General features: G+C 47.4%; 27 protein-coding genes. 8 read left to right on the forward strand and 19 right to left on the reverse strand.

Annotated features, from left to right (window positions below):
- Nucleotides 1–8: 8 nt before the first annotated feature.
- From KTO58_RS09470 to KTO58_RS09480, 3 genes are read right to left on the reverse strand one after another with little or no spacing between them, the layout of a single operon-like run.
- Nucleotides 9–2,609: a carboxypeptidase-like regulatory domain-containing protein gene (locus KTO58_RS09470; protein ID WP_095839595.1), complete on the reverse strand. Its 2,601-nt coding sequence runs from the start codon at nt 2,607–2,609 to the stop codon at nt 9–11.
- A gap of 48 nt (nt 2,610–2,657) precedes the next feature.
- Nucleotides 2,658–3,236, reverse strand: coding sequence for an HAAS signaling domain-containing protein (locus KTO58_RS09475; protein WP_095839594.1), 579 nt, complete (start codon nt 3,234–3,236; stop codon nt 2,658–2,660).
- Nucleotides 3,237–3,256: 20 nt separating this feature from the next.
- Nucleotides 3,257–3,586, reverse strand: a complete 330-nt coding sequence (locus tag KTO58_RS09480; RefSeq protein WP_095839593.1) for a PadR family transcriptional regulator — start codon at nt 3,584–3,586, stop codon at nt 3,257–3,259.
- Between the two features lie 345 nt (nt 3,587–3,931).
- On the opposite strand from KTO58_RS09480, the gene KTO58_RS09485 reads away from it, so the two are divergent.
- The 3 genes from KTO58_RS09485 (at nt 3,932) to KTO58_RS09495 (ending at nt 5,706) form a co-directional block, all read left to right on the forward strand.
- The gene (locus tag KTO58_RS09485; protein ID WP_095839592.1) at nt 3,932–4,153 is read left to right on the forward strand and encodes a hypothetical protein; all 222 of its coding nucleotides are present in this window, start codon (nt 3,932–3,934) and stop codon (nt 4,151–4,153) included.
- Between the two features lie 87 nt (nt 4,154–4,240).
- Nucleotides 4,241–4,807, forward strand: a complete 567-nt coding sequence (locus tag KTO58_RS09490) for a hypothetical protein (RefSeq protein WP_157753057.1) — start codon at nt 4,241–4,243, stop codon at nt 4,805–4,807.
- Nucleotides 4,804–5,706, forward strand: a complete 903-nt coding sequence (locus KTO58_RS09495; protein ID WP_225860166.1) for an HTTM domain-containing protein — start codon at nt 4,804–4,806, stop codon at nt 5,704–5,706. Before KTO58_RS09490 ends, KTO58_RS09495 begins: the two co-directional genes overlap by 4 nt.
- A 54-nt stretch (nt 5,707–5,760) precedes the next feature.
- Here the strand turns inward: KTO58_RS09495 and KTO58_RS09500 are convergent, their stop codons facing one another.
- The 4 genes from KTO58_RS09500 to KTO58_RS09515 are packed head-to-tail and all read right to left on the reverse strand — an operon-like array spanning nt 5,761 to nt 8,399.
- The gene (locus tag KTO58_RS09500; protein ID WP_157753055.1) at nt 5,761–6,330 is read right to left on the reverse strand and encodes a DUF6620 family protein; all 570 of its coding nucleotides are present in this window, start codon (nt 6,328–6,330) and stop codon (nt 5,761–5,763) included.
- Between the two features lie 34 nt (nt 6,331–6,364).
- Complete coding sequence (locus KTO58_RS09505) at nt 6,365–7,189, reverse strand: hypothetical protein (RefSeq protein WP_095839587.1); 825 nt, start codon at nt 7,187–7,189, stop codon at nt 6,365–6,367.
- A 2-nt stretch (nt 7,190–7,191) separates the two neighbouring features.
- Nucleotides 7,192–7,443: a hypothetical protein gene (locus tag KTO58_RS09510; RefSeq protein ID WP_095839586.1), complete on the reverse strand. Its 252-nt coding sequence runs from the start codon at nt 7,441–7,443 to the stop codon at nt 7,192–7,194.
- Nucleotides 7,444–7,448: 5 nt separating this feature from the next.
- Nucleotides 7,449–8,399, reverse strand: a complete 951-nt coding sequence (locus tag KTO58_RS09515) for an SPFH domain-containing protein (RefSeq protein ID WP_095839585.1) — start codon at nt 8,397–8,399, stop codon at nt 7,449–7,451.
- A 230-nt stretch (nt 8,400–8,629) separates the two neighbouring features.
- On the opposite strand from KTO58_RS09515, the gene KTO58_RS28780 reads away from it, so the two are divergent.
- From KTO58_RS28780 to KTO58_RS09525, 3 genes are all read left to right on the forward strand, one after another.
- The gene (locus KTO58_RS28780) at nt 8,630–8,761 is read left to right on the forward strand and encodes a hypothetical protein (protein ID WP_255408015.1); all 132 of its coding nucleotides are present in this window, start codon (nt 8,630–8,632) and stop codon (nt 8,759–8,761) included.
- Nucleotides 8,762–9,050: 289 nt separating this feature from the next.
- Nucleotides 9,051–9,677, forward strand: a complete 627-nt coding sequence (locus KTO58_RS09520; RefSeq protein WP_095839584.1) for a TetR family transcriptional regulator C-terminal domain-containing protein — start codon at nt 9,051–9,053, stop codon at nt 9,675–9,677.
- 5 nt (nt 9,678–9,682) lie between these two features.
- Nucleotides 9,683–11,002, forward strand: a complete 1,320-nt coding sequence (locus tag KTO58_RS09525) for an ABC1 kinase family protein (protein WP_095839583.1) — start codon at nt 9,683–9,685, stop codon at nt 11,000–11,002.
- Between the two features lie 82 nt (nt 11,003–11,084).
- On the opposite strand, the gene KTO58_RS09530 is transcribed toward KTO58_RS09525, so the two are convergent.
- From KTO58_RS09530 to KTO58_RS09565, 8 genes are all read right to left on the reverse strand, one after another.
- Nucleotides 11,085–11,759, reverse strand: coding sequence for a response regulator transcription factor (locus KTO58_RS09530; RefSeq protein WP_095839582.1), 675 nt, complete (start codon nt 11,757–11,759; stop codon nt 11,085–11,087).
- Complete coding sequence (locus tag KTO58_RS09535; protein ID WP_095839581.1) at nt 11,756–12,565, reverse strand: sensor histidine kinase; 810 nt, start codon at nt 12,563–12,565, stop codon at nt 11,756–11,758. Before KTO58_RS09535 ends, KTO58_RS09530 begins: the two co-directional genes overlap by 4 nt.
- On the reverse strand, nt 12,546–13,193 hold the full coding sequence (locus KTO58_RS09540) for a hypothetical protein (RefSeq protein ID WP_095839580.1): 648 nt from the start codon (nt 13,191–13,193) through the stop codon (nt 12,546–12,548). Before KTO58_RS09540 ends, KTO58_RS09535 begins: the two co-directional genes overlap by 20 nt.
- A gap of 5 nt (nt 13,194–13,198) precedes the next feature.
- Nucleotides 13,199–13,675 (reverse strand): hypothetical protein, encoded by a 477-nt coding sequence (locus KTO58_RS09545; RefSeq protein ID WP_095839579.1) that lies wholly within the window; start codon nt 13,673–13,675, stop codon nt 13,199–13,201.
- An 82-nt stretch (nt 13,676–13,757) separates the two neighbouring features.
- Complete coding sequence (locus tag KTO58_RS09550; RefSeq protein WP_095839578.1) at nt 13,758–14,255, reverse strand: anthrone oxygenase family protein; 498 nt, start codon at nt 14,253–14,255, stop codon at nt 13,758–13,760.
- 55 nt (nt 14,256–14,310) lie between these two features.
- Nucleotides 14,311–14,949 (reverse strand): NAD(P)-dependent oxidoreductase, encoded by a 639-nt coding sequence (locus KTO58_RS09555; protein WP_095839577.1) that lies wholly within the window; start codon nt 14,947–14,949, stop codon nt 14,311–14,313.
- 71 nt (nt 14,950–15,020) lie between these two features.
- The gene (locus tag KTO58_RS09560; RefSeq protein ID WP_095839576.1) at nt 15,021–15,836 is read right to left on the reverse strand and encodes a helix-turn-helix domain-containing protein; all 816 of its coding nucleotides are present in this window, start codon (nt 15,834–15,836) and stop codon (nt 15,021–15,023) included.
- A 57-nt stretch (nt 15,837–15,893) separates the two neighbouring features.
- A complete protein-coding gene (locus KTO58_RS09565) occupies nt 15,894–17,483 on the reverse strand; it encodes a sulfatase family protein (RefSeq protein WP_095839575.1) in 1,590 nt (529 codons plus the stop codon).
- 322 nt (nt 17,484–17,805) lie between these two features.
- Between KTO58_RS09565 and KTO58_RS09570 the strand changes: the two genes are divergently transcribed.
- Nucleotides 17,806–18,756 carry an aldo/keto reductase gene (locus tag KTO58_RS09570; protein WP_095841633.1) on the forward strand — a complete coding sequence of 317 codons (951 nt, stop codon included), beginning with the start codon at nt 17,806–17,808 and terminating at the stop codon, nt 18,754–18,756.
- Between the two features lie 82 nt (nt 18,757–18,838).
- Here KTO58_RS09570 and KTO58_RS09575 read toward each other — a convergent pair whose 3' ends face one another.
- Nucleotides 18,839–19,861, reverse strand: coding sequence for an outer membrane beta-barrel protein (locus KTO58_RS09575; protein WP_095839574.1), 1,023 nt, complete (start codon nt 19,859–19,861; stop codon nt 18,839–18,841).
- A 241-nt stretch (nt 19,862–20,102) separates the two neighbouring features.
- Between KTO58_RS09575 and KTO58_RS09580 the strand changes: the two genes are divergently transcribed.
- Nucleotides 20,103–20,657: a GNAT family N-acetyltransferase gene (locus tag KTO58_RS09580; RefSeq protein WP_095839573.1), complete on the forward strand. Its 555-nt coding sequence runs from the start codon at nt 20,103–20,105 to the stop codon at nt 20,655–20,657.
- Nucleotides 20,658–20,666: 9 nt separating this feature from the next.
- Here the strand turns inward: KTO58_RS09580 and KTO58_RS09585 are convergent, their stop codons facing one another.
- The 3 genes from KTO58_RS09585 to KTO58_RS09595 form a co-directional block, all read right to left on the reverse strand.
- Nucleotides 20,667–21,824 carry a BamA/TamA family outer membrane protein gene (locus tag KTO58_RS09585; protein ID WP_095839572.1) on the reverse strand — a complete coding sequence of 386 codons (1,158 nt, stop codon included), beginning with the start codon at nt 21,822–21,824 and terminating at the stop codon, nt 20,667–20,669.
- Between the two features lie 68 nt (nt 21,825–21,892).
- The gene (locus KTO58_RS09590; protein WP_095839571.1) at nt 21,893–22,171 is read right to left on the reverse strand and encodes an Rdx family protein; all 279 of its coding nucleotides are present in this window, start codon (nt 22,169–22,171) and stop codon (nt 21,893–21,895) included.
- 5 nt (nt 22,172–22,176) lie between these two features.
- Nucleotides 22,177–22,815, reverse strand: coding sequence for a LysE family translocator (locus tag KTO58_RS09595; protein WP_095839570.1), 639 nt, complete (start codon nt 22,813–22,815; stop codon nt 22,177–22,179).
- Nucleotides 22,816–22,859: the final 44 nt, after the last annotated feature.

Genomic DNA, 22,859 nt, shown 5'->3' on the forward strand with positions numbered 1-22,859 from the left:
TATTGTTTTTAGAATTTATATTTTATAATCAGGATTGCGTAGTGTAATGCCGTGTTTTTGACACGTATGTTGGTGATACCATTATCGAAGGAAAGTACTGTGTTGTAGGCTTTATTATTGAACAGGCCGAAGAGGTCGTCGATATTCCTGGCTTCGATGCCCAGCGTAATTTTTTCCATATTATAGTTGGCGATGAGGTGGCAGTTTTTCCTGATATAGTGCTGCCTGAGTACCTGGTTATGCTGATAGATAAAAGATAATTTGATATCCGTTCTTTTGCGGGAGAACTTTATAGCGGTGGTATTACTGAGATAGTTCGAACTAAAGGGTGCTGATGCGATATTGAGCCGGGAATATGTTAGGTTCAGCGTGTTCTCGAAGTTAATGCTGTGCCCTGTCAGCGTCTGGCAATTCAGTATGAGTTGTGTCTGTTTATTATTAACCGGCGTGATCGCATTATCATATACACCTGGTGCATTTGTGATGGTATGATTCAGTCCTATGCTTGCTTTTGCAGGGAAATGATACTTGAATAAGATCCTTGACGCATTGCCGGCAAACCTATAGGTACTGCTTAGCGGGATAAGGTATAGTTTATACAGTTGAATGCCATTTTCATCGATAGATACGAGTCCTTGTTTTATCTGCTCTGCGTAGCTGGCGTAACTTAAGCTAGCATCGTAGGAAATGCCTTTAAAGAAATTATTGTATGCATAGCTAAACGCGAGTTCATTGGAGGTAACTATATTTAGTGCCAGGGGTATTGCACCCATTACTATCTGATCAAAAGACCTTATAGAGAGTATACCTGCGTCTATGTCTCCGGTGGTCATTTTACGGGAATACTGGAGGTTGACATGATCTGATCTGTTCTCATAATCCAGCTCGAGTTTTACGGGGATAAAAGAACGCTGTTTGCTTATGTTGCTACTATTGTTCGTGAGGTATTGATAACTGACAGCGGCCAGGTAGCTGAATTTTTTATACAGGTTATTTCCTGCAAACTGGAGGCTGACGGAGAGATCATTTCCTGTCCTATTTAATTGACCAACGGATGGTGCCGGTCTAAACTTTATTTCCTCTGTGTTTGATTTCAGTTGAAAACATAGGGAAGGCATTAACGCATCGTTATACTTATATTTCAGCGCGCTTTTTCCTCCGAAGATGTTAGACTTGTATCCTAATATCTGTGATATGATCCCTGCTCCTTTTGAAAGATTGGAGATGCTGTTGTCCGGCTGATCCGTGGATTCATGATAATAGGATATTTCGTTGTCGAGTATGAGTTTTTTATGGATTTTGCTGCTCATTCCCAGTTTATTAAAAATGGAGAAGATATTACTCTGCTGTATGGCAAGCAGGTTATTCTCCTGGTCATCGGGAGAGGTGATATTGAGCTGGCTAACGTTGCTGGTATTACGCAGCATGTTTCCTGACAGGAAGTAATGCAGGATATTATTCCGGCCTATTCTTTGGTCGTATTCAACTATTGACAGGATGTTATTACCCTGGTATTTGAATTCGCTTTTTTTATTCTGTAAGTTCTTTCCGGTTTCAGAGAAGCTGTTGGAAGAGGTATTATTTTGATTATTGACATTAAAATAATAGACGGAGCTGCTGAAGCGGGACCTCTCCCCTTCTTTACGAACGGTGAAATTATTTGTAGACAGGAAGTCGCTGGTGCGGTTTTCATCTCTGATGAACAGATTCGTCAGGGCACTTTTCTGATAGGAAGAGAATGGCTGTACAACGGAGAAGATGTTTGATATTTCTCGTTCCTGGACGGTTGCACTTCCGGTGTTATTGGTGTTAGAGATCAGGAATGCATTTATTCCTTTAGAGAAATAAAAGCTTTTGCCCTGTGCATCGTATTTATCTTTTACGCCGTATCCTATTGACAGGGTATTGAGGAAAATATGCTGATAGTTTTCCTTGGTATTAATATTCAAGACGGTCTCATTTCTCTGGTCAAAATCGAGGTTGAAGCTATTTTGGTAATTGTTGATGATGTCAATATCGTCGATGATCTTTTTCTCTATGTTCTTCAGTGCGATGCTATTTTGGTTGACGAAGGCCCCTTGTTTATTGACCAGGATCTTATCGATGTTTTTTCCTTTATAAAGGATGCTACCATCTTCGGATATTCTGAAGTTGGGTATTTTCTTCAGGATATCTTCCAAGGCATCATTTTCTTTCAGGTGGAGGGTACCCAGTTTTAGTTTTATGGTGTCTTTTTCGAGGTTTTCATCCATGATAACTATTTCGTTTAATAGTACTGCATCTTCCTTTAGTACGAGGTCGAGCCTGGATTTTCTGTCGGCAGATATGTGCAAGGAGTCACTGCTGATGGTAATTTTCCGATACCCTAAGAAGCTGACGGAGACTTCTTTATCTTCTTTAGGGTTAATTGAGAGGCTATAGATTCCTAGCTCATTTGTTTTGTATATACCTGATATATTTTTATTGGCATCGAGTAGTACGATATTGGCGCCAGGTGCGGGCGTACCATCTGTTATGGTAATCTTGCCTGAAAGCAGGACGGTTTGTGCGTGCAGCGTTGCTGTTAGTGCCAGGCAATGTGTGAGTAATATGAATATTATTCTTCTCACCGTGTTGGGATTACTTACAAGGTATAGGGAGGCTTTGGGGAGCTGTTGTTATTTTTTCTTTCGACTTATTCTCAGTGCCAGTGTAAGTATTACGTAGAGCAGTATGACCAAGGCTATCACTACCGGGTAGAACCAGCCATGTAATACTTCTGTGGTATCGCTTACATCCAATAAAAAACCGAAACCTGATATTTTCCCTTCTTTATAGAACAGGCCTGTATTACGGGGATACAATGCTTTAAAAAAAAGCAATGATGCTATCGAGATCAGAAGCAGGTATAGTATAAAAAAGCAGGTGTATTTAATGCTGTTGAGAGCTTTAACATATAGCGCCGATAGCAGTAACCTGGGATTGAATGTTTTGATGGCCCTGTTAAGTGTTTTTTCGGCTATTACCGGTCTGAGGGAGATATAGGGTTCGCCCAGTTGTGTAATTATGCTGATAAGTTTTTCATGTTCTGTGTTACCCGGAGTTTCCTGTAAGGCTTCGTACAGGTGGCTATTGAGTTCCATAATGATTTCCTGTCTGTCTTGTTTAGGGAGATGGCTGATGGCATTTTCTACATCAGACAGGTAATCTTCATAGGCTTTTTGGGCGGCGGCATCCCTGAACGGTATCTTTTGCATTGGTTGGAGTTTCGAAATTTTTAGATTTGTTTGATTGAGCGTGATAATACGCTCCAGACGTCAGACATAGATACTAGCGTATCTTTACCGCTGTCGGTGAGGTAGTAGTATTTTCTGGGGATACCTGATCCTTGTTCTACCCATTCAAATCTCAGGAGACCATCTTTATGCATACGATTCAGGATTGGATAAAGGGTGCCATCTGTTACTCCGGTATTGAGGACGTTTTTAATTTCTTTTATCAACTCGTATCCATAATAGGCTTCGTTATTCAGGAGCTTCAATATGATATAAGGAAGTACTCCTTTCTTAAGTTGGGAAGTCCAATTTGATATATATTCTTTATCCATGTAATTAAAGATACATAAATACATTGTAATACAATGTATTTATTTCCAGAGAATATATTTTTCCTAGTATTTCTTCATAACAGACTGTATATCATACATGTAATTTATTTTTTGGAGATGTAGAATAAAATATTAATTTCGTTATACGAGATTCATAAGTGATTTGTTATATACCTCAATACCTTAATTTACTTCGATAGAATGGACCCCCTATGCGCTTGAAATGCTAACTGGAATTGTTGAGCCCCTTACCGCCTGAGAGCAACTACTTCCCATTTCCTGCATTCTTTTGATTCGTTTTCGTTTTGACGATAAGATTTTGTTTTACTCTAAAATCCCTTTTTTATGAAAAAAATGGTAAAACCTATGATTGGTTTGGCCGTAGCGGCCGGTTTCCTTTTTGCCAGCATTGATTCTGCAAAAGCAAGTAAGGCAGAAGTGTCTACCAATGACATCAATGTAACTGTTGATGAGACATTGGCAGCGACTTATGGTTGGCATGTACTGTTCGGCAGCAGCTTTGTGCTGGTAACAAGCACACCTTCAGCTGGAGAGTCAGCAGAATAGTTGCTTTTTCTACTTGCAACGGGGAAGGTACCATTGGTATCTTCCCCTTGATCAGTTGTTACATTCATAGTTGAAACGATATAACCTATGAGAGTATTGAAGGTGCTTCTAATCGTCATTTTTTGTATACACGTACTTTCCAGTATCCGGTTTAATATGCTGGGTTTGCATCAGCTAAGTAAGACAAAAGTGGCTGTGGATCGATTGAATCGTGTAGGCGAATACGTTATCTACAATAAATATCTTCGTTATCTTAATGCGAGGCCTTTCAGGATATTCAACATTTACAGTATTTATACAGGTACGAACAGGGGGTATACGTTCTTCTCTCCAAATATCACGCCTATAAAGGCTGCATTTTCTTTTTACGATCATGACAGGGAGTTAACGATCCCGCTTAAGACGAGGGAGTCAAGGAGCAAAATGATTGTGGCTACTTATTTCCTGTTGACCAATGTGGATAAGGAGGCGATCAGGAATGATGTGCTGAAGGCGATGTCGTCGCGTATTTTCTCTCTGAACCCGGAGGTGTATCAACTGGATGTGTACCTGGATTATGAGCGCTATGCGTATCTCTCTGCGGCGAGGAGGCATGCAGACTATATAGAGCGGAAGCATCTGAAGGCATTTACCATTACAAGAGACAAAAAATGAACACGATTTACAAGAAATTTGTCAGTTGGTGTAACCGATCCCTATTCGATTCCGGGGAGGTGTTGCCGCCTCGTTTATCATCAAAAATAATTGCGGTTGTTTGTTTAGTCAACCTATTGCTGATCGGTTCCGATATTTACGAGTTGTATGGTGCGCATGGGTTAGTAGGTGCGAAAATGCCGGACCCGCTGGTGAGACGTTATGTCCCTTCTTTTTCCCTATTGGGTCGTTTTTTTGATCTGTTGCATGTTAATGAAGGTATTGGTTTTTATATCATCATCGGTGTTTATGTGACGGCATTAATCTTTGTTTTACTGGATTATAAGCGGCTGGTGTTTGCTTTTGTTGCTTTCTCTTTGCAGTTGATGACGGTGACTTCGAGTTTTCTATTCAGCCATGGTGGTGATTCGGTGACTACTTTCCTGTTATTTATAAACATACTGATATGCCTGGATGAGGTGATAAAGCGGGAGTTGTTGTATCGTACTATTTATTCTTTTGCGATCCGGCTTTTGCAGGTACAGTTATGTATCATTTATTTTTTTTCCGGCTTTGGTAAGGTATTGGGGGTGGATTGGTTTACCGGTGATGCAGTATGGTTGGTGGTCAATACGTTTTCAACGGATATGGCGGGGCGGCTGTCTGATTACGAGATTCTATTTAAGGTATCTGGCTGGGGGGTATTATTCATTGAGTTGTTTTTTCCTGTTTTGGTTTTTGTGAAGGTGACGCGTCCTTTTGTATTGGTGTTGATCATTCTGATGCATCTTTTTATTGGGGCATTTATGGGTTTACTTGCTTTTGCTGCGACAATGATTGCGTTTAATGTGGTAGCCTGGTCTGGCTATTATTACCGCCCGGTTATCGCTGGGGGCCGGTTATCTTTCCTGTTAAAATAAAAAAGGAGGCGGCGATATGGGGTCGCCTACCTCCTACTCTATAGCTTTGTGGTATTAGAAGGTGATATCGTCAGCGACGTTGCCTCCTTGTTGTGCCGCGAATAGTTGCTGGTATTTGGTGCGGTAGGCGTCCTGGCGGTCGTTGTATCCCTGGTAATCGGCGGCGATATCTTTATGGATCTGATCGTTCCAATTGGAAGCGGCGATCTGGAAATCGCCCAGGGTGATACCGTATTGATCTAGTATCCACTGTGCGCCATCGAGGCCGTAGTCGTAGGCTACTTGTCTGGCAACTTCCAGTTCCTGGTAGAAATCTTTGTCGGCTTTGATGCGAGTGGTATTTTCATTACCGCCGGTGTTGCCTTGTGGTTGTGTGCCACTGAATTTTGGATGTTGATCTGCCTGGCCGAAGTACTGACCGAAGAGGGTGACAATCTCGAATGTACTATCCTGTTTCATGCGTTCTGGCCACAGCAGATTGGCTTCCTGCCATACGGGCAGTTCTACGCCCAGCGCTTTTGCTACATCGTCTTCACTTAGCCCGCTTCCTATTTTGGCGCAAGCGGCGCTATAATCTTCCAATGTGATTCCGTGGATGGGTGCCAATAAAGGATTCTCAGACATGCGTTGATTTTTTATTTAGTGATGTGATTTTTATTTAGTAATGGTGATTTGCGAAGCTATCCTGTAATAACCGTTGATAGAATTTTTCGTTTTCTGCGGTCATGTCGGGGACTATTTTATTCCATTCATCGAACATGGCGCGCAGGTATTGGCGGTACAGTTCTTTGTCTTTTGGAGCGCTTTGTTCGTATGCGGCCAACAGGTGTGCGGTACGTAGCTCTGCGATGGCGCGGGCGTTATGTAACACCATTTGTGCGCCGGTAGACGGCATGAATGTATTTTGGGTGTGGCAATACGAGCAGGTGACGTAGGTGGCGATGAAGAACATCCCGGGGATGCTGATATTACCGCCGCACTGGTGGCATTTGAATTGATCTTTGATCGTTTCGAAGGCGCGGAGTTCCTGTTCGTATTGTTGTTCCAGGTCGTGTCGTTGGCCGGTGGCGCGGAGGTGTTCCTGGTATTTGTTGATTTTGTCTTCGAAGCGATCGTGTGCCAGGAAGCAGGTGTTTCTGAAGTCTTCTACCTGGTCGTGGAATTGTCGGCCTTCTTTAGTAAGCAGGTCTACGGCCTGGGTGGAATAGAGGACTGGTATGATCTGTTCTTCCTTTACGTCGTTGGCTTTGGTGCGCATGTTGGATAGTTGTCCTGAGATGCCAGCCAGCATGCGACCGTGGGCGCGTTTATATGGATCTTCGTCTTCATTGAACAGTTCTTTCAATGTGGGAAGTGACTGTTGGTATAGTTCTTCTACTCTTTCGTCGAGTTTATGCAGGAAGGTCAGCCAGCGTTGGCGGATCTGTTGCATGTTTTCTATCTGCGGGGAGTAGTCTATTTTTTTGTGGAAGAAACCGAACATATTCAGGAGTTGTTTTCCTTTTTGATATAGATGCCATCTGTTAATCGTATATCCATAAACGAGTAGCCACAGTATGCGCAGGCGGTCAGTCCTGTTTGATATGCTCTTCCTGCGCCACAGTTGGGGCAATCGCGTACTTCCATCTTTGCTGCCTGGTGTTGCAGCTCTCCTCCATAGTTTTTCTGATCGCGTGCCTGTTGTTTAAGTTTATCGATATAGGAAGCGGTGCTTTTAGGTTTTTCTTTTTCAGTCATAGGCTTTATAATAATTTCAACAATTCTTCTTTTTTGGCCGTGTATTCGGCATCTGTGATCAACTGCATGTCGAACAATTCTTTCAGTTTTTTGAGTCTTGCTGTTACATCTTCTGTTGGTGGTTGGGTATTAGTTTTGACTTCATTCATCATGATGCCTGCTACGATGGCTTGTTGGGCGGCAGCGGCGGCGCCGGCGACCACGCTATTTTCGTTTTCCATCGCGTTAGCGAGGTTGAACTGTGTGAATTTCTGCATGTCTCCTACCATATTCATGCCGGTAATTTTATCATAGTGTTTGAGCACTTCTTCGGGCAATGTGGCGCTGGTGACGGTGAACTGGGTTACTTCCAGGCCCAGGTCGGTGAAGCAGGCTTGTACCAGTGGTCTGATCCTTTCGTTGAGGAGGGATAGGTTGCCAGCCAGGTCGATGACGGGGATATTGGCTTGGGCCAGGGCTTCTGCGAAGCGTGGTGCGATGAAATCCCGAAGTTGCCATTCCAGTTCGATGATGCTGAGGCGCGGATAAGTTCCGGCGTATTCGCGGAAGAACCTGGCAACATCGGAGATGCGAATATTATAGGAGCCAAATGCCCGCACGCGTACTTGTCCGAATTCGGTATCGCGTAAGAGTACGGGGGCGGGTGTTCCCCATTTCAGGTTGAGGAACTGGTGTGTATTGAAGAAGTAGACATCTGCTTTTATGGGGCTTTCGAAGCCATATTTCCAGCCTTTGAGGCGGGACAACACGGGAATGTTGGCCGTTTCCAAGGTGTGCCGTCCCGGGGTGAATATATCGGCGGGTAGTCCTTCGTTGAGGAAGAGTGCTGCCTGGCTTTCCCGTACTGTGAGGGCTGCTCCGTTTTTGATCTCCCGGTCTGCATCGGGAAATTTCCACATCAGCAGCTGCGGTTCCGGTGTGATCGATTCTATTATCTCGATAAATGGTAGTGCCATACAGGTGAATTAAGGTATTCGTTGATAGGTTAAAGGTACAATTTAAAATTACGTCCTCCCCTTCTCCCTTCTTAGAGTTAAAAATACAATTGTCTGATTGTTAGTGTATTAATATTAAGTTAACACTTATTGTATATCTATTGTAGATGATTTTTGCTCATTTATGCGAGGTGGTTTGTGGTAGTTGTAGGCGTTTTGTATACCCGGTTTAAATATGAAAAGGCTGTCTTTTGCTGTTAAGACAGCCCTTATATGCCTGGTTTCCGTTGAATTTATTGTCTGCTGGTATCGGTGCATTCATGAAGATGCGGGTGATGACGCCAGTGCCGGGCGCCTGCATTGGTTTACGTTATCAAAGCTAGGGATGGTTGGTGGATGGGTTTGAGGCGTGTAGATCAACGAGCGGGATCCAGCTATGAAAGAGCCGCATGTTGCGACGGAAGCGAGGATAGGATAGCGGTGTTGGCAAACATTTAACAAATTGTATAAATGGCTGGTTATCATTTGTATAGGAAGTGTGTTGTTTATACATGACAATTATCATCGTTTCGATAATCCTGTGAGCTTTACCTTTGTAGGGTGGATTAAGAACGGAGACGTGACCCACCCCTACAGACTTTAGATTCATTACCTTTTTAAAAGATATTGGATATGGAAAAACATATTATCCGCGATGCTTACAAGATCTATTGGTTAGAGCATGGAAAGAAGCCTGCTTCGGTATTTGCATTGTGCAAGCTGATCGAATCGCCGGAGGCTGATTTTTATTCGCACTATTCTTCTTTTGAGAGTATAGAGGCGGATATCTGGCTGGATATTTTCCAGCGTACGCTGGATCAGTTGGTGACGGAGGAGACGTACCAGCAGTATACGGCGCAGGAGAAGTTGCTGGCATTTTATTTCCTATGGGTGCAGCAGTTAAAGGCGGAGCGTAGTTATATTCTTTTACAGCAGGACCGTTATCAGTTTCCGGCGTTGCAGCTCCGGCAGTTGTCGGCGTTTAAGAAGGCGTTCCTGGAGTATGCGAGCGGGTTGATCAAGGAAGGGTATGTTTCTGCTGAGATCAAGGAGCGGAAATACATTTCTGACAAGTATGTGCACGGGTTCTGGATGCAGGCGTTGTTTGTATTAAAATATTGGATAGACGATACCAGTGCTAATTTTGAGATGACGGATGCCGCAATAGAGAAGGCGGTGAACCTGAGTTTTCAGTTGATCCAGTCGAATACACTGGATAGCTTGCTAGACTTTGGAAAATTCATACTCACCCGCAAATAGCAGTTATGAAAGAGCAGACCAACATTCCTACCAGTAAGGTGGAGCGGGCAGGCCGTTTCGTTACTACCGGGCTGAAGGTAGGTACTAATTATATAAAACATTATACCCGTAAGCTGATGGACCCATCTACTACTAAGGAGGCGTTGCATCAGGAGAATGCGGAGGATATATATGATACGCTGAGTAATCTGAAGGGCAGTGCATTGAAGGTGGCGCAGATGTTGAGTATGGATAAGGGCATGTTGCCGAAGGCCTATACGGAGCGGTTTGCGATGAGCCAGTACAGTGCGCCTCCGTTGTCGGGGCCGCTGGTAGTGAATACGTTCATGAAGACATTGGGTAAGACGCCTGCGCAGATGTACGACCGGTTTGAGATGAAGGCATCCAATGCGGCTTCTATCGGGCAGGTGCATAAGGCCAGTAAGGATGGGCAGGCGTTGGCGGTGAAGATACAGTATCCCGGGGTGGCGAACAGTGTGCAATCGGATCTGCGGTTGGTGAAACCTTTTGCGATCCGTATTGTGGGGATGAACGAGGTGGATATGGATAAGTATTTTGAGGAGATAGAGAGTAAGTTGCTGGAGGAGACGGATTACCAGCTGGAGTTACGGCGTTCGCAGGAGTTGTCTGCGCAGTGTGCGCATATTCCTAACCTGGTGTTTCCGCGGTATTATCCGGCGTTGTCTTCGGAGCGGATCATTACGATGGATTGGCTGAACGGTCAGCATTTGAAGGAGTTTTTGCTGACGGAACCCTCGCAGGAGGTCCGGGATAAGATCGGGCAGGCGTTGTGGGACTTTTACCAGTTCCAGGTGCATCATTTGAAGAAGGTGCATGCGGATCCGCATCCTGGTAATTTCCTGTTGCGGGAGGACGGAACGGTAGGGATTTTTGATTTTGGTTGTGTGAAGGAGATACCGGAGGATTTTTATGTCCATTACTTTTTGCTGACGGATAAGGAGGTATTGAAGGATGATGTTCGGCGGAAGGAGATCTATACTAACCTGGAGATGATCCATCCGGGGGATACGGCGCAGGAGATTGTTTTTTTCTCCGGGTTGTTCCAGGAGATGATCCGGTTGCTTACGTTGCCATTTACGGTGTCAACTTTTGATTTTGGGGATGAGGCTTATTTTACGGAGATCTATACATATATGGATTATGTATATAATCTGAAGGAGGTGCGGGAGTCGAAGGTAGCGCGTGGCAGTCGACATTCGTTGTACATTAACCGGACGTATTTCGGGTTGTATTCGATGTTGAGTGATTTGCGGGCGAAGGTTATTACGGACAAGGAGCGGATAAAGCGGTTGTTGCCGGTATGATATGATACAATACGTTATCTGGCGGCTGAATATCAGCCGCTGGTATCTTTTCCTATATTTTGGGATGACAGTTACTGTGGTGTTATACTTCCACTTCGAAAATGTGGTACTTTACGGCAAACAGGGCCAGTCCTGCCGTATTCCGGCAACCTGTTTTGAGCAGCAGGTTGTTGCGATGGCCTTCGACGGTGCGAACGCTAAGGTTGAGGGCATCTGCGATTTCTCCATTGGTCAATTCACGACAAATCAGTTGTAAAATTTCCTGTTCTCGAGGTGTCAGCACAATGGGGATGTTGTTGATGTTTCGGATGTCCTGGTGGCGATAGGACTCGCTTTGCTGGATAGCTTTGAGGGACTGGCTGTTTACATAAAAGCCGCTTTTGTGGACAGTGGTGATGGCTGTCAGTAGTTCTTCTTTGTCGCAATTTTTGGCGAGATAAGCGGAAGCTCCGGCATCGATCATTTTACAGATAAGCCTTTCGTGTGTGTGTACCGACAGGACCATGACTTTGATCTGCGGGTAGAGGGCATGGAGGCGGTCGTTGAGGGCGATGCCGTTGAGGCCGTCCATGTTCATATCGATGAGAGCGATATGCGGCAGTTCGGGTAGTGCTGCGAGCATTTCGAGGAAAGGCTCCCCTCCTGCCGCTTCTCCTACGAGGGACAGTCCGGGTGTAAGGCTAATCAATGTCGCCAGGCTTTGTCGGAACAACTGCTGATCATCTACTATTGCAACACGGATGAGTTCATCTTTCATATCTTTCCAGTTAATAATGCGTGAGGAAGTTTTATCTCCATACTAAAATAACCGGCATTCACGGCAGACAGTTCAAAGATAGCGTGAATCGCGGATAACCGGCTTTCAATATTTTGCATCCCCATTCCTTTGCTGCTGTTGTTTTGCAGCAATCCTTTTCCATTATCGTGATATCGGATACTGAAGTGGTTACCATCATCGGAGAAAAGGATATTTATTTCGCTGGCGCCGGCGTGTCGGACGGTATTGGTGAGTAGTTCGCAGAGTACGCGATAGCAGGCCAGTGCCTGGTTATCGGAGAGGCGGTTCACGCATTGGCCGGCTTGGTTTTCGAAGTGGGCTTTGATTTTACCGGATCGGCTGATGGTTTCTGCCTGTTCTGCGATGGCTTCTTCGAGGCCTAGCAGTTCGAGTGTTACGGGAGACAGGTCGTGAGAGATGGCTCTTACGTCTTTGATGACCCTGTCGATTGTTTGTTTACAGTCACGGGTAAACGCTACCATTGCGTCGGCGGTGGGTACGCGAGCGGAGAATACGTCTACGGTGAGGCGTAGGTTTGAGAGGGCGTTTCCTACTTCATCGTGGAGGTCGCGGCCGATGCGGCGGCGTTCTTCTTCCTGGGACTGTATGAGTACTTCGAGTAGTTCCTGCTGGTGTTTCATGCGTTCGGCGTGGAGGCGTTCCTGTTGTCGGAGCAGTCGTCCCTGATAGCGGGCGAATACTAGTACGAACAGGACGATGAGGAGGCACACTCCTCCCATGCTAATGAGTACCAGTAGGAATACGTTATCTCCGATCTTTTCCATACCAAAAGCCGGCAGCGAACAGCAGGTAAGCTACCATGACGAGTGTTGCATGGATATTGCCTACCAATAGTTGTTGTTTTACTGTTGCTGTCTGATATAACAGGTTAGCGAATGCGAATAGTGCCAGTGCACTACCATAGTATATTAGGATACCGGTATTGATCCAGTTTGCTTCAGATTCCCACCAGGCTGACGTTTGAGATTTTCCACTCTGTTGGAGGAAGTATCCTGCACTAAATGTAATAAAAAAGACTGCTGACAGCGACCGTGTATAAGAATTAAATCGATTCCCGTACTGAATAAAGAAAAAGTTTACGACACACAACAATGTGAACAGGATCATGCCCCAAATAGTTAATCTTGTAATGGTCCTGTTTCGAAATAATAGCTGGTAATAATAGAGCAAGATGATGCATTCGAGTAAGGTATAAATATGCAGTACCCAGAGATTGTTGACGCCATAGCTTCCCAAGACCCTGGCTATTACATTGGTTAAGCCCGATAGTACTACGTATGCAAACATCGCTCGGGATACAGGATGTTCGTATCGGCGCTTATACACGGCCGCCCCCAGCGGCACTAGTACAGTTGCAGGTACTATTACACCTGCAAGCAAGTATTTCGTCATAGATACTATTGTCCGTTTACGGCCTGATCAGGTAAAGGCAGAAAGAGTTTGCTGCTTCTGTCGCAATACACCGGACAAGGTGTGGTGAAGTCGTAGATGTTGTCGTCATCTTCTTTTTCTTTGCTGACGGTGCCATCTTCATTGATTGTGCCGGAGAGTACGTCGGTGTGGTTGCCAGCGTCGTCTTGTACGACTGGTACCAGTAGGCCGCATACTTCCAGGGATAGCGGGGGATCCAGGGAAGGCGGGAGTTTTGTTACCGGCGGCTTAATGCCATAATATACGCGGATGCCATCTGCATGGGGATGTTCGGCCAGCAGTGCTTTAACATCTTCCATAGGTATGAAAAGGGCACGCGGAGTAGCGTTTGGGTCTTCGCGGAAGAGCGGAGTGACATTGTCCAGCCATTTTTCAATGCGCGCTTGCGCTTCTTCCAAGGGGACCCTGTTTTCATTCAGGATACTGGTAGAGGTGATTTGCATTGGGAATTGATTTTAAGGCACTAAAGTAATGTTTTTTTGTCAGCCTGTTAAACTCCTTCCCTATAATAATAATATGATTATACTAATCCCTGGCCGGACTTAAACAGGCCAGGGTTATCAGTATTACGGAGATGGTGGCGGCGATGGTACGTATATGGTTCAACGTATTCCAGGGTTGTTCGAATTGCAGGCGTTGGGCGGCGATGGCTTCTGCGGAGGCTCCTTGTAGCTGGAAGGCTTCGAGGGTGTTGTTCATGGGAACATTACCTACTACGGTTACACCGAATACGCCGATGAGGTAGCAGGCGCTGGCGGCCAGCAGGAACAGGAACCTGGGGGATTGCCAGCCATTGAACTGGGAGTAGGTACATAGTGGCAGCAGGAAAACGGTGCCCATGAAAGTAAGGAAGAATACGGGGTTTAGGATGGCGCGGTTGAAGGCTTGCATGGTTTGTATATAGTTAGCGTCGGGCAATTTTGATAGGCCGACTACGATGGAGCAGGACCAGCCATAGAATAAGCCGGCAGCGAGTGCGGCGGTGGTGGCGGTGGCGACTAATAAGATATTTCTGAGAAGCATACACGGAAATTTTTCAAGTGAGCAATAAGTGATGTGAGCGGAATGAATATTTTATCTAGTAAGAGATGCCAGGTGTTTGATGCAGGTAGTGATCGGAGGTCAATTGTTTGAGCATGAAATCGGCTACATCTGCCCGGGCTACTTTAACGGTGACCTTGGGATCGTTGGCGGCGAAGCCGTGGCGGTAGTGACCGGTGAATGGCGTGTCTGTCAGGTTGCCAGGCCGTACGATGGTCCAATCGAGTTTGCTTTCGCGGATATGTTGTTCCTGGAGGGCATGGTCTGCGAATCCTTTTTTGAGGAGGTATGGTACGATGATATGGCGGAAGATGAAAGGTGTGCGTTTGAGGGTTGCTTTGCTATCTCCGTAACCGAGGGAGGTTTGGCATATGAGGCGGCGAATACCGTCCTGTTGCATGGCGCGGATGATGTTCAAGGTACCTGCGGAGCGTAGCTGGCCGGTTTTATTGGCCGGGCGGCCGAGTGCGCATATTACTGCATCGTGGCCTTTGACGGCGGTGGCTACGGAGTTGAAGTCGAGTACATCGCCCTGAGCGACCTGTAATTGCGGATGGCGGATATCGAACGTAGCGGGATTGCGTACGAAGGCGGTAACCTGGTGGCCTTGTGCCAGTGCCTGCGTAACGAGGTGACGGCCTGTGCCGCCGGAAGCGCCGAAAATTATGGTGTTCATCATCATTTGTTTTTGATAGCACAAAACTATGACGACGATCAGGGGAGAAATAGAACAAAACCGACAAGGGATCATTTTATGATCATGGGGAAGTCGGTCCAGGCTTCTTTGGATTGTTTCTGGTACTGGAAGGGGGAAATGCCGGCGAATTCTTTAAATGAGCGGATGTAATGGGATTGATCGGCGTATTCATTTTCGAAGGCGATATCTGACAGCTTATCGTATTGGTTGTTACGCAGCTGGCTCAGGGTGCTTTGGAAGCGGCAAATGCGGGAGAATAACTTAGGTGTGATGCCTACGGTTTGTTTGAATTTACGTTCGAAGCTGCGTTCTGAGAGGCGTGTTTCTTTGTGTAATTCTTTTAAGGTGACGGTACCGTTGGATTGCATGATCTGGGACAGTGCGTATTGGGTGACCGGGTCGACGATGGTTTTATTACGTTTGATCTGTGCGATGAGGAAGGTGGTGATCAGTTGTATGCGTTGTTGTATATCGGGGAGCTCCTGCAGTTGACCCGATAGGTGGATGCCCTGGGAGGCAGCGATCATATCGAGGTCGAGGCAGGTGTCGGTAAGTTCGTGGGCGGCGATGCCGAAGACGGCATAGAGTGCGGTGGGATACAGGCAGATACCGATGGTGCTTACCCGTCCTTTACAGAACAGTTCCATGTAGCGGGTGGTCTGTCCGTAGAGGAAGATGGGCGGTAGTTGTTTATCGTATTGAAAGTAGGTGCCGATATCTGGTTGCTGGAATACCATGCCGGGGCATCCATCTGCCGTGGGGGCAAATACCTGTGGTCCCTGGTTGGCCCCGGGGCTTTCGAGGGTCCAGTAATACCTGACGTATTCGCGGAGCTCTTCGGGAGGTGTTATCTGGCGATATTGCATGTGACAGGATGATGGCTACGGTTGCAATTTAGTTCATTTTGTCCGGCTGTGCGGGTATTAGTATTTGTTGCCATTTTTTTCATTCATCTGTTGTTTATCTTTTTCCAGTATTTGCTGTGCCAGGCCGGGGGAATCTTTGTACTGTGCCTGCAGGCGGGTCAGTTGTGCGGTCAGCTCTTTTCTTATCTTGCTATATGCCGGGTCCTGGAATACGTTGTGTAGTTCCTGCGGATCTTTTTGGAGGTCGAAGAGTTCCCATTCATTTACATCATAATAGTAACGGATCAGTTTATAGCGGGCGGTACGGATGCCGTAGTGGCGTTTTACGGCATGGTATCCCGGGTATTCGTAGTAATGGTAGTAGACGGCCTGGCGCCATTGTGTTGGTGAGTGGCCATTGAAGAGCGGTACGAGTGAGGCGCCCTGCATGTCTGCCGGGGCTTTTACGCCAGCGAGTTGGAGTAAGGTTTGTGCGTAGTCGATATTCTGCACCATGGCCCGGGATTCGGTACCCGCTTTGATCATGGGTGGGTAGCGGATGATGAGCGGGTTACGGAGGGATTGTTCGTACATGAAACGTTTATCGAACCAGCCATGTTCTCCGAGGTAGAAACCCTGGTCGGCGGTATAGATGATGATGGTGTTGTCCATCAGGTGTTGTTGTTGGAGGTATGCCATCAGGCGGCCGATGTTATTATCGACGGAGCGTATGCAGCGGAGGTAGTCTTTGATATATCGTTGATATCGCCAGGCGGTACGTTGTTGGGGAGACATGCGGAGGGTATCTACTTTATCGTCTTCGGCGGCGTAGAAAGCCAGCAATTTATTGCGTTGCGCGGGCGTCATTCGGTTCCACTCCCCTCCTACGCGTTTTGCGCCTGCGGTGTCGCGCAAGCCATATTTGAGATCGATGCCCGGATAGAGATGATGGCTGATGGTCATCATTTGCTGGCGGGCTGCCTGTCCGCGCTGGTCATAGTTATCGTATAAGGTAGCCGGTAGCGGTAGGTCGTCTTTACATTCATTGAGCAGGCTGGTGTCGGGCATGAAGTTGCGGTGCGGTGCTTTGTTGTGTATGAGGAGGCAGAACGGCTGTGTTTTGTCGGCCTGGTTGAGCCATTGCATGGCGAGGTCCATAGTGATGTTGGTGACATAACCGGGGATGGTGCGATGTTGTCCCATTTCGATGAATTCGGGGTTGTAGTAGCTACCCTGATCCGGTAATATGTTCCAGTACTGAAATCCCTGCGGACGGGTGACGAGGTGCCATTTGCCGATGAGGGCGGTTTGGTAGCCGGCTTTTTGCAGCCGCATGGGAAAGGTGGTGATGGTGGTATCGAAGGCCATGGCGTATTGATTATCGCGGGAGCCGGTGAGGTGGCTGAATTTGCCGGATAACATGACGGCGCGGCTGGGGCTGCAGAGGGAATTGGTGACGAAGCTATTGCGGAATAGGATGCCCTCTTTGGCGAGGCGATCTATATTAGGGGTTTTGATCAATGTCTGATCGTAGGCGCTGATGGCGGTGGCCGCATGATCGTCGGACATGATGAAGATGATGTTGGGCCGTTTGGTGGTGGGCGTGGTTTGTGCCTGTGCTACGTATATATTGCCCAGGAGTAGCCATGATAGTAGTAGATAGCGCATGATGTTCACTGTTGCATCAGCTATGATTGCTGATAAGTTTGTAACAAGATAATGCCTGTTTGGGATATATCCATGTACGTGGTTACTTATACCCTACTTATACGAATGATACAGGAATGTAAAGGGAGACGTGGACGTGAGGACTAAACCCGCTGTGGTAGCGGGTTTCTGGCCACTATTTAACATAATAATATTCTTAATAATTGATTGTCAATTATTTAGTCTGGTATTAAATGTAAGTACAGTGGTCACTGTCTTATAATGCGGTCTTATTTTTGAGGTTAGAGAATGATATATTTAATCATCAGCACAAATGATAGCCATGGAAAAAAGAACATTGGGACAATCGGAGATTGGTATAGCGCCACTGGCATTTGGCGGTAACGTATTGGGATGGACGGCGGACTCCGCTACTTCATTGCGTTTGTTGGATGCATTCCTGGATGCCGGATGTAACCTGGTGGATACGGCGGATGTGTATTCCAAGTGGGTGCCGGGGCACCAGGGAGGGGAATCGGAGACGGTTATTGGGGAATGGCTCAAAAAGAGTGGCCGTCGTAAGGAGGTGGTCCTTGCTTCGAAGGTAGGTGCGGAGATGGCGCCGGACCGGAAGGGGCTTTCGCGGGATCATATTTTGCGTTCGGTGGATGAGTCGTTGCGGCGATTGCAGACTGATTATATTGATCTTTACCAGACGCATTATGATGATCTGGACACGCCTATTGAGGAGACATTGAGTACTTATGCGGAGCTGATCCAATCGGGGAAGGTGCGGGCGATCGGGACATCGAATATGAGTCCGGAGCGGTTGTTGCAGTCGCTGGCGGTTAGTGAGGAGAAGGGGTTACCGCGGTATGAGACTTTGGAGCCGGAGTATAATCTTTATGACCGCGAGGGGTTTGAGCGGCAGTATGCGCCTGTTTGCCAGCAGTATAACCTCGGTGTGATCAGTTATTATTCGCTGGCCAGCGGGTTTTTAAGTGGCAAGTACCGTTCGGAGGCGGATGTAAGTAAGAGTCCTCGAGGGAAAAAGGCGATGAGTTATCTGAATAAGCGCGGGTTTGCGATCCTGGAGGCGTTGGATAATGTGGCAGAGCGATATCACAGTACGCCTGCTGCGGTGTCGTTGGCCTGGTTGATGGTGACCCCTGGTATTACGGCCCCTATTGCCAGTGCGACGAGTTTGGAGCAGTTGGGGGAATTGATACAGGCGACGCAGTTGCAATTGGATAGTGATGCGATGGAATTGTTGAACCTGGCGAGCAGTTACTGATCGTTGGGTTGACAGGATAAAAAAACGCCCGGGAGAGTACTCCCGGGTGTTTTTTTATTTAGCACCTTGCTGTCGGAAGGAATTACAATCTGAATCGCAGGCCAGCGTTGAAGCCCAGGCCACCGATGTTGATGTAAGATTTCAGTTCGTTGGCAGGTCGGTTGTTGTCTTTGTAGTTGGTACCACCGCTGGCGTTCTGGCCGGTGGGGGTATTTGAGTTTTGGTCGATGGTGGTAACGTACTCGGTGTTGCGTTCGGCGGTGCTGAGGTCGTTCAGGCCGCGTTTCTGCTGTGGTACGTTAGGGATGGGTTGTCCGGTGGTGGGGCTGAGGAAGGTGGTGGTTTGATCGAACACTTTTACTTCTTTCTCTTTGCCTTTTACCGGCACGTTACGATATTCCATTTCGAGGAATATGTCGAGTTTGCGGCTGATGGGATAAGTGGCGCCCAAAGCGCCCTGGAAGCCGATGGTGGGGCTTGGTTTGATCCGTTCTTCGCGGTGGATGTTGGTACGGGTCAGTACGGCGCCTACGCCAGGCAAGGTAGCGGTACCGGAAACCAGCGCATCTGTTTCGATGTTGAGGTTACCCCATAGCGGGAGTACTGCGCCGAAACGTACGTAAGGGTTGAGTTTGGCGAAGCCCGGGTTGAGTACGATGCTGGGCATGAAGTCGATGGCCTGCGCGTATCCATGTGATGCTACATCTCCCAGTACCTGGGAGGTTCCTTTTCGGGTGGTCAGTTGTTTGGTCATGAGGTTTTTGCTACTACGGAAGTAGTTGAAGGTGGCCTCGATGCCGATGTACTGATTGATGTTCCAGCCGAAGGTAAGGCCGCCTCTGGCGCCCTGGCCGTATGAGCCGGTCAATACCTTTTCAGATAATGTGGTGGTGGCGCCTGTCGCCGGGTCTACTTCGCGACGTACGTCATGAGGAGGGAATTGTCCTACATCCGGAAATTGTCCGGGGGTTACACTGAAGAAGTACCCTCCTGATGCTTTGAGGTAGAATTTGGAAGACGCTGCGGGGGCTTTCTGCGCAAAAACGTGGCTGGTAAAAGCAGTTGCGAGCGCAAACGTGGATAGCATGATTACACGTTTCTTCATAATGGAATTGTTTTGATGAAAAGGATTGGTCAAAGTGAAAGTTAACAATTTCTTAGCAAACGATCAAAAGCAAAGCAAATAATAATAAGTAATAAAAACGTGTAAATGTGTACGTTAGGTAATGTATTTAATATATAATGCGATGTAGGTTCACTCTTTTGACAGGAGTGGTGGTTTTCCGGAGCATTTGATTACTTATGTTTGTATAGGTTTATTATCCAAACAGTTATCTATCCTCGTTATGCAATCATTTGAGACATCCACATTACTGGCTACGGAGGCGGAGCAGTTATTGGCGCTACAGCTTGACAATATGAAGGAGCAGTTATCTGCGCAGACGGCGGCGAGTCAGGGTTTTCTAACTTTTCAGTATGATATTGTTACGCTTCGCAGTATGATGCGGGATATGCCGCAGCCGGTTGTTCGCGGGCATGGTCAGCTCGTTGGTTATGCATTGGCGGCGTCGCGGGCGGCCTGTGCGGAGAGTAGGTTATTGGCGCCTTTGGCGGAGCAATGCCAGGAGTTGTATATCGATGACCGGCGGATCGGTGATCTGCGGTATTATATTATGGGGCAGATCTGTGTGCGGGAAGGATGGCGGGGTATGGGTCTATTTGATGCCTTGTACCAGCATCATAAGGTGCTTTTCAGCGGGGCGTATGACTGTATGGTCACGGAGATATCGGCTGCTAATAAGCGGTCGCTTGCGGCGCATGCGCGGGTTGGTTTCCAGACGGTGCAGATAGTCCGGGAAGGTGATGTGACCTGGCATGTGGTGGCCTGGGACTGGCGGTAGTGATTTATTTTAGAAAGCTTCTGCCAGGGAGAGATAGAAACCGGACTGGCGTTTTTCACCCGGGCGTTTTTCGCCCCATCCGTAGTCGAGGCGGATGGTGAGTTTGGCATGTTCGTCGTAGAACCAGCGGATACCGAGGCCGTAGTTGGGTTTGAAGCGATCGATGCCGAAGTTATGGTTATTGAATACGGCGCCTGTGCCGGCAAAGCCTGCGAGGGCAAATTTCGGTTGCATGTCGACGAACCATATTTTGATTGGTATTTTAGGATCGATGAAGTAGCGGTATTCTACTTGTCCGGCGAGGTAGTTACGATCGCGATAGCGGCCGGTGTAGTAGCCTCTCATGAGCAGGTCATTTCCCATTTCGGGCAGCAGGTAAAACGGTACCTGGTCGCCTTGAACGGACTGGAGGTATCCATTGAGACCGATGGTGCTTTTGGGGGATATGGAGAAGAACTGAGTGCCCTGTCCTTCGAAGCGCCAGAGGGCATGTTTGCTGAGGAAGGATGGAGCGTATGCTATGTTGGCTTTGAGCCAGGTGCCTTTGCGGGTGTAGTTCTGGTTATCGCGGTTGTCGAAGATGCCGGTGACACCGAGGAAGGTGACATAGCCGCCATCTTTGTCGACGAGGTCGGCTTGTGGATAGATGCCTTTATCTTTTTTGGCGCTGTAGGCGTCATGTTGGAACAGGAGGGAGAATCCTACATAGAAGTGCCCTCCTACCCTACGTTCTGCTTCCAGCTGTACTTTATAGCGGGTATTATCCAGGAGGGTACGGTTGCTATCCAGTGTTTTGTCGCCGATGCCGTAGAAGTAGATGGGAAAGTTATGGTATCGGAGGTTGCCTTTATAGTGGTATTTGTTGCCGCGGGTCCAGATGTCGGTTTTGAGGTCTACCTTGAACTGTTTTTCAGTGGTGAAGGTGGTACCCAGGTTGACGGTGGAGTTGCGGGTGCCGGTGTCCGGGAGGTGTCGATCTGTATAAAAGGAATACAGGAGGTAGGCGCCGAATTCGAGGCCTTTTTCCTGGGAGTATCCGAGGGCGGGCAACGGGAAGAGGCTGGGCTTACGACGTGATAAGCTGTCTGGACGGGAGAACAACTGAGCATATATGTGTTGGCTCAGTAATAGCAATATAACGGTAATATATATATTCCTGCACTTCATAATGAAGTTGCAAATAAACGAAAGGATTTCCAATAACGATCAACTGCTGTTGCCCCGCAGATAATTTTTTATTTGCGATCGCTGTGTCCGAGGTTTTTGCCGGGATTTACGAGGTCTCTTACCAGCTGTTTCAGGGTTTTGATTTCCGGGAAATGTCCGGTTTCTTTTCTATCGAAGATGACCTGGTCGTTAAGATAGATGATATAGCTTCCACCTACTTCGCTAGGTTTGAGGGCGACCTGGTGGAGATCTTCGGTGAAGGTGGTGAGCAGTTCCTGTGCCATATAGGCGGCGCGGAGCATCCAGCCGCATTTAGGGCAGTATTCGATGGTGACGGTCGGTTTCATGTAATTTATTTCTTTTGAGCAGGTTGATAGAAGAGGGTGAGTACGCCGAGGAGGAGGTATATGGCCCCGCTAACGTATGCCTGTATCTTCATATAGGCAGGATTTTTACGGAGCCATGCGGAGAGGCTGCCGGCGGCGAGGGCGTACAAGGTATCGGATATCCAGGCTATGCTGGCGAATATGCTGCCCAGTATGAATACTTGTAGGCTGACATGGCCTCTGGCCGGTTCGATGAACTGTGGTAAAAATGCAAAGAAGAACAAGGCTGTTTTAGGATTGAGGATATTGACCACGGCGCCCTGCCAGTAGATGCGGGACATGGATTCCTGTGGGCGGAGGGTTACTTGTGAGGAGGCTTGTTTTTCGCTGAACTTTTTGATACCGAGCCAGATGAGGTATATGGCGCCGGCGTATTTGAGGAGGCTGAAAGCGAGGGCGGAGCTCATGAGCAATGCGGACAGGCCGAATGCGGCGGCGCAGACGTGCACCATGGTACCGGTTTCTATACCCGCTACGGATACGAGGCCGGCTTTGCGTCCTTGTTCGGTACTGCGGGCGATGATGTATAATACGGACGGACCGGGGATGGCAATGAGGATGACGGACGCGATACAGAAAGCGATAATATTTGATAATGCCAGCATGTGGTGTCGATTTAGAATCTGAAAGTACTATCCTTTCCGTATAT

This window comes from Chitinophaga pendula, from assembly GCF_020386615.1.
In the GTDB taxonomy this organism is placed as follows: domain Bacteria; phylum Bacteroidota; class Bacteroidia; order Chitinophagales; family Chitinophagaceae; genus Chitinophaga; species Chitinophaga pendula.

Excerpts from the sequence above, each read along its gene's own strand:
- KTO58_RS09530 (WP_095839582.1), bottom strand. The coding sequence starts at position 11,759 with ATGAAAGATGAACTCATCCGTGTTGCAATAGTAGATGATCAGCAGTTG.
- KTO58_RS09490 (WP_157753057.1), top strand. The coding sequence starts at position 4,241 with ATGAGAGTATTGAAGGTGCTTCTAATCGTCATTTTTTGTATACACGTA.
- KTO58_RS09525 (WP_095839583.1), top strand. The coding sequence starts at position 9,683 with ATGAAAGAGCAGACCAACATTCCTACCAGTAAGGTGGAGCGGGCAGGC.
- KTO58_RS09550 (WP_095839578.1), bottom strand. The coding sequence starts at position 14,255 with ATGCTTCTCAGAAATATCTTATTAGTCGCCACCGCCACCACCGCCGCA.
- KTO58_RS09555 (WP_095839577.1), bottom strand. The coding sequence starts at position 14,949 with ATGAACACCATAATTTTCGGCGCTTCCGGCGGCACAGGCCGTCACCTC.
- KTO58_RS09580 (WP_095839573.1), top strand. The coding sequence starts at position 20,103 with ATGCAATCATTTGAGACATCCACATTACTGGCTACGGAGGCGGAGCAG.
- KTO58_RS09575 (WP_095839574.1), bottom strand. The coding sequence starts at position 19,861 with ATGAAGAAACGTGTAATCATGCTATCCACGTTTGCGCTCGCAACTGCT.
- KTO58_RS09595 (WP_095839570.1), bottom strand. The coding sequence starts at position 22,815 with ATGCTGGCATTATCAAATATTATCGCTTTCTGTATCGCGTCCGTCATC.
- KTO58_RS09500 (WP_157753055.1), bottom strand. The coding sequence starts at position 6,330 with ATGTCTGAGAATCCTTTATTGGCACCCATCCACGGAATCACATTGGAA.
- KTO58_RS09545 (WP_095839579.1), bottom strand. The coding sequence starts at position 13,675 with ATGCAAATCACCTCTACCAGTATCCTGAATGAAAACAGGGTCCCCTTG.
- KTO58_RS09475 (WP_095839594.1), bottom strand. The coding sequence starts at position 3,236 with ATGCAAAAGATACCGTTCAGGGATGCCGCCGCCCAAAAAGCCTATGAA.
- KTO58_RS09505 (WP_095839587.1), bottom strand. The coding sequence starts at position 7,189 with ATGTTCGGTTTCTTCCACAAAAAAATAGACTACTCCCCGCAGATAGAA.
- KTO58_RS09535 (WP_095839581.1), bottom strand. The coding sequence starts at position 12,565 with ATGGAAAAGATCGGAGATAACGTATTCCTACTGGTACTCATTAGCATG.
- KTO58_RS09485 (WP_095839592.1), top strand. The coding sequence starts at position 3,932 with ATGAAAAAAATGGTAAAACCTATGATTGGTTTGGCCGTAGCGGCCGGT.
- KTO58_RS09480 (WP_095839593.1), bottom strand. The coding sequence starts at position 3,586 with ATGGATAAAGAATATATATCAAATTGGACTTCCCAACTTAAGAAAGGA.
- KTO58_RS09495 (WP_225860166.1), top strand. The coding sequence starts at position 4,804 with ATGAACACGATTTACAAGAAATTTGTCAGTTGGTGTAACCGATCCCTA.
- KTO58_RS09585 (WP_095839572.1), bottom strand. The coding sequence starts at position 21,824 with ATGAAGTGCAGGAATATATATATTACCGTTATATTGCTATTACTGAGC.
- KTO58_RS09515 (WP_095839585.1), bottom strand. The coding sequence starts at position 8,399 with ATGGCACTACCATTTATCGAGATAATAGAATCGATCACACCGGAACCG.
- KTO58_RS09520 (WP_095839584.1), top strand. The coding sequence starts at position 9,051 with ATGGAAAAACATATTATCCGCGATGCTTACAAGATCTATTGGTTAGAG.
- KTO58_RS09560 (WP_095839576.1), bottom strand. The coding sequence starts at position 15,836 with ATGCAATATCGCCAGATAACACCTCCCGAAGAGCTCCGCGAATACGTC.
- KTO58_RS09590 (WP_095839571.1), bottom strand. The coding sequence starts at position 22,171 with ATGAAACCGACCGTCACCATCGAATACTGCCCTAAATGCGGCTGGATG.
- KTO58_RS09565 (WP_095839575.1), bottom strand. The coding sequence starts at position 17,483 with ATGCGCTATCTACTACTATCATGGCTACTCCTGGGCAATATATACGTA.
- KTO58_RS09540 (WP_095839580.1), bottom strand. The coding sequence starts at position 13,193 with ATGACGAAATACTTGCTTGCAGGTGTAATAGTACCTGCAACTGTACTA.
- KTO58_RS09570 (WP_095841633.1), top strand. The coding sequence starts at position 17,806 with ATGGAAAAAAGAACATTGGGACAATCGGAGATTGGTATAGCGCCACTG.
- KTO58_RS09510 (WP_095839586.1), bottom strand. The coding sequence starts at position 7,443 with ATGACTGAAAAAGAAAAACCTAAAAGCACCGCTTCCTATATCGATAAA.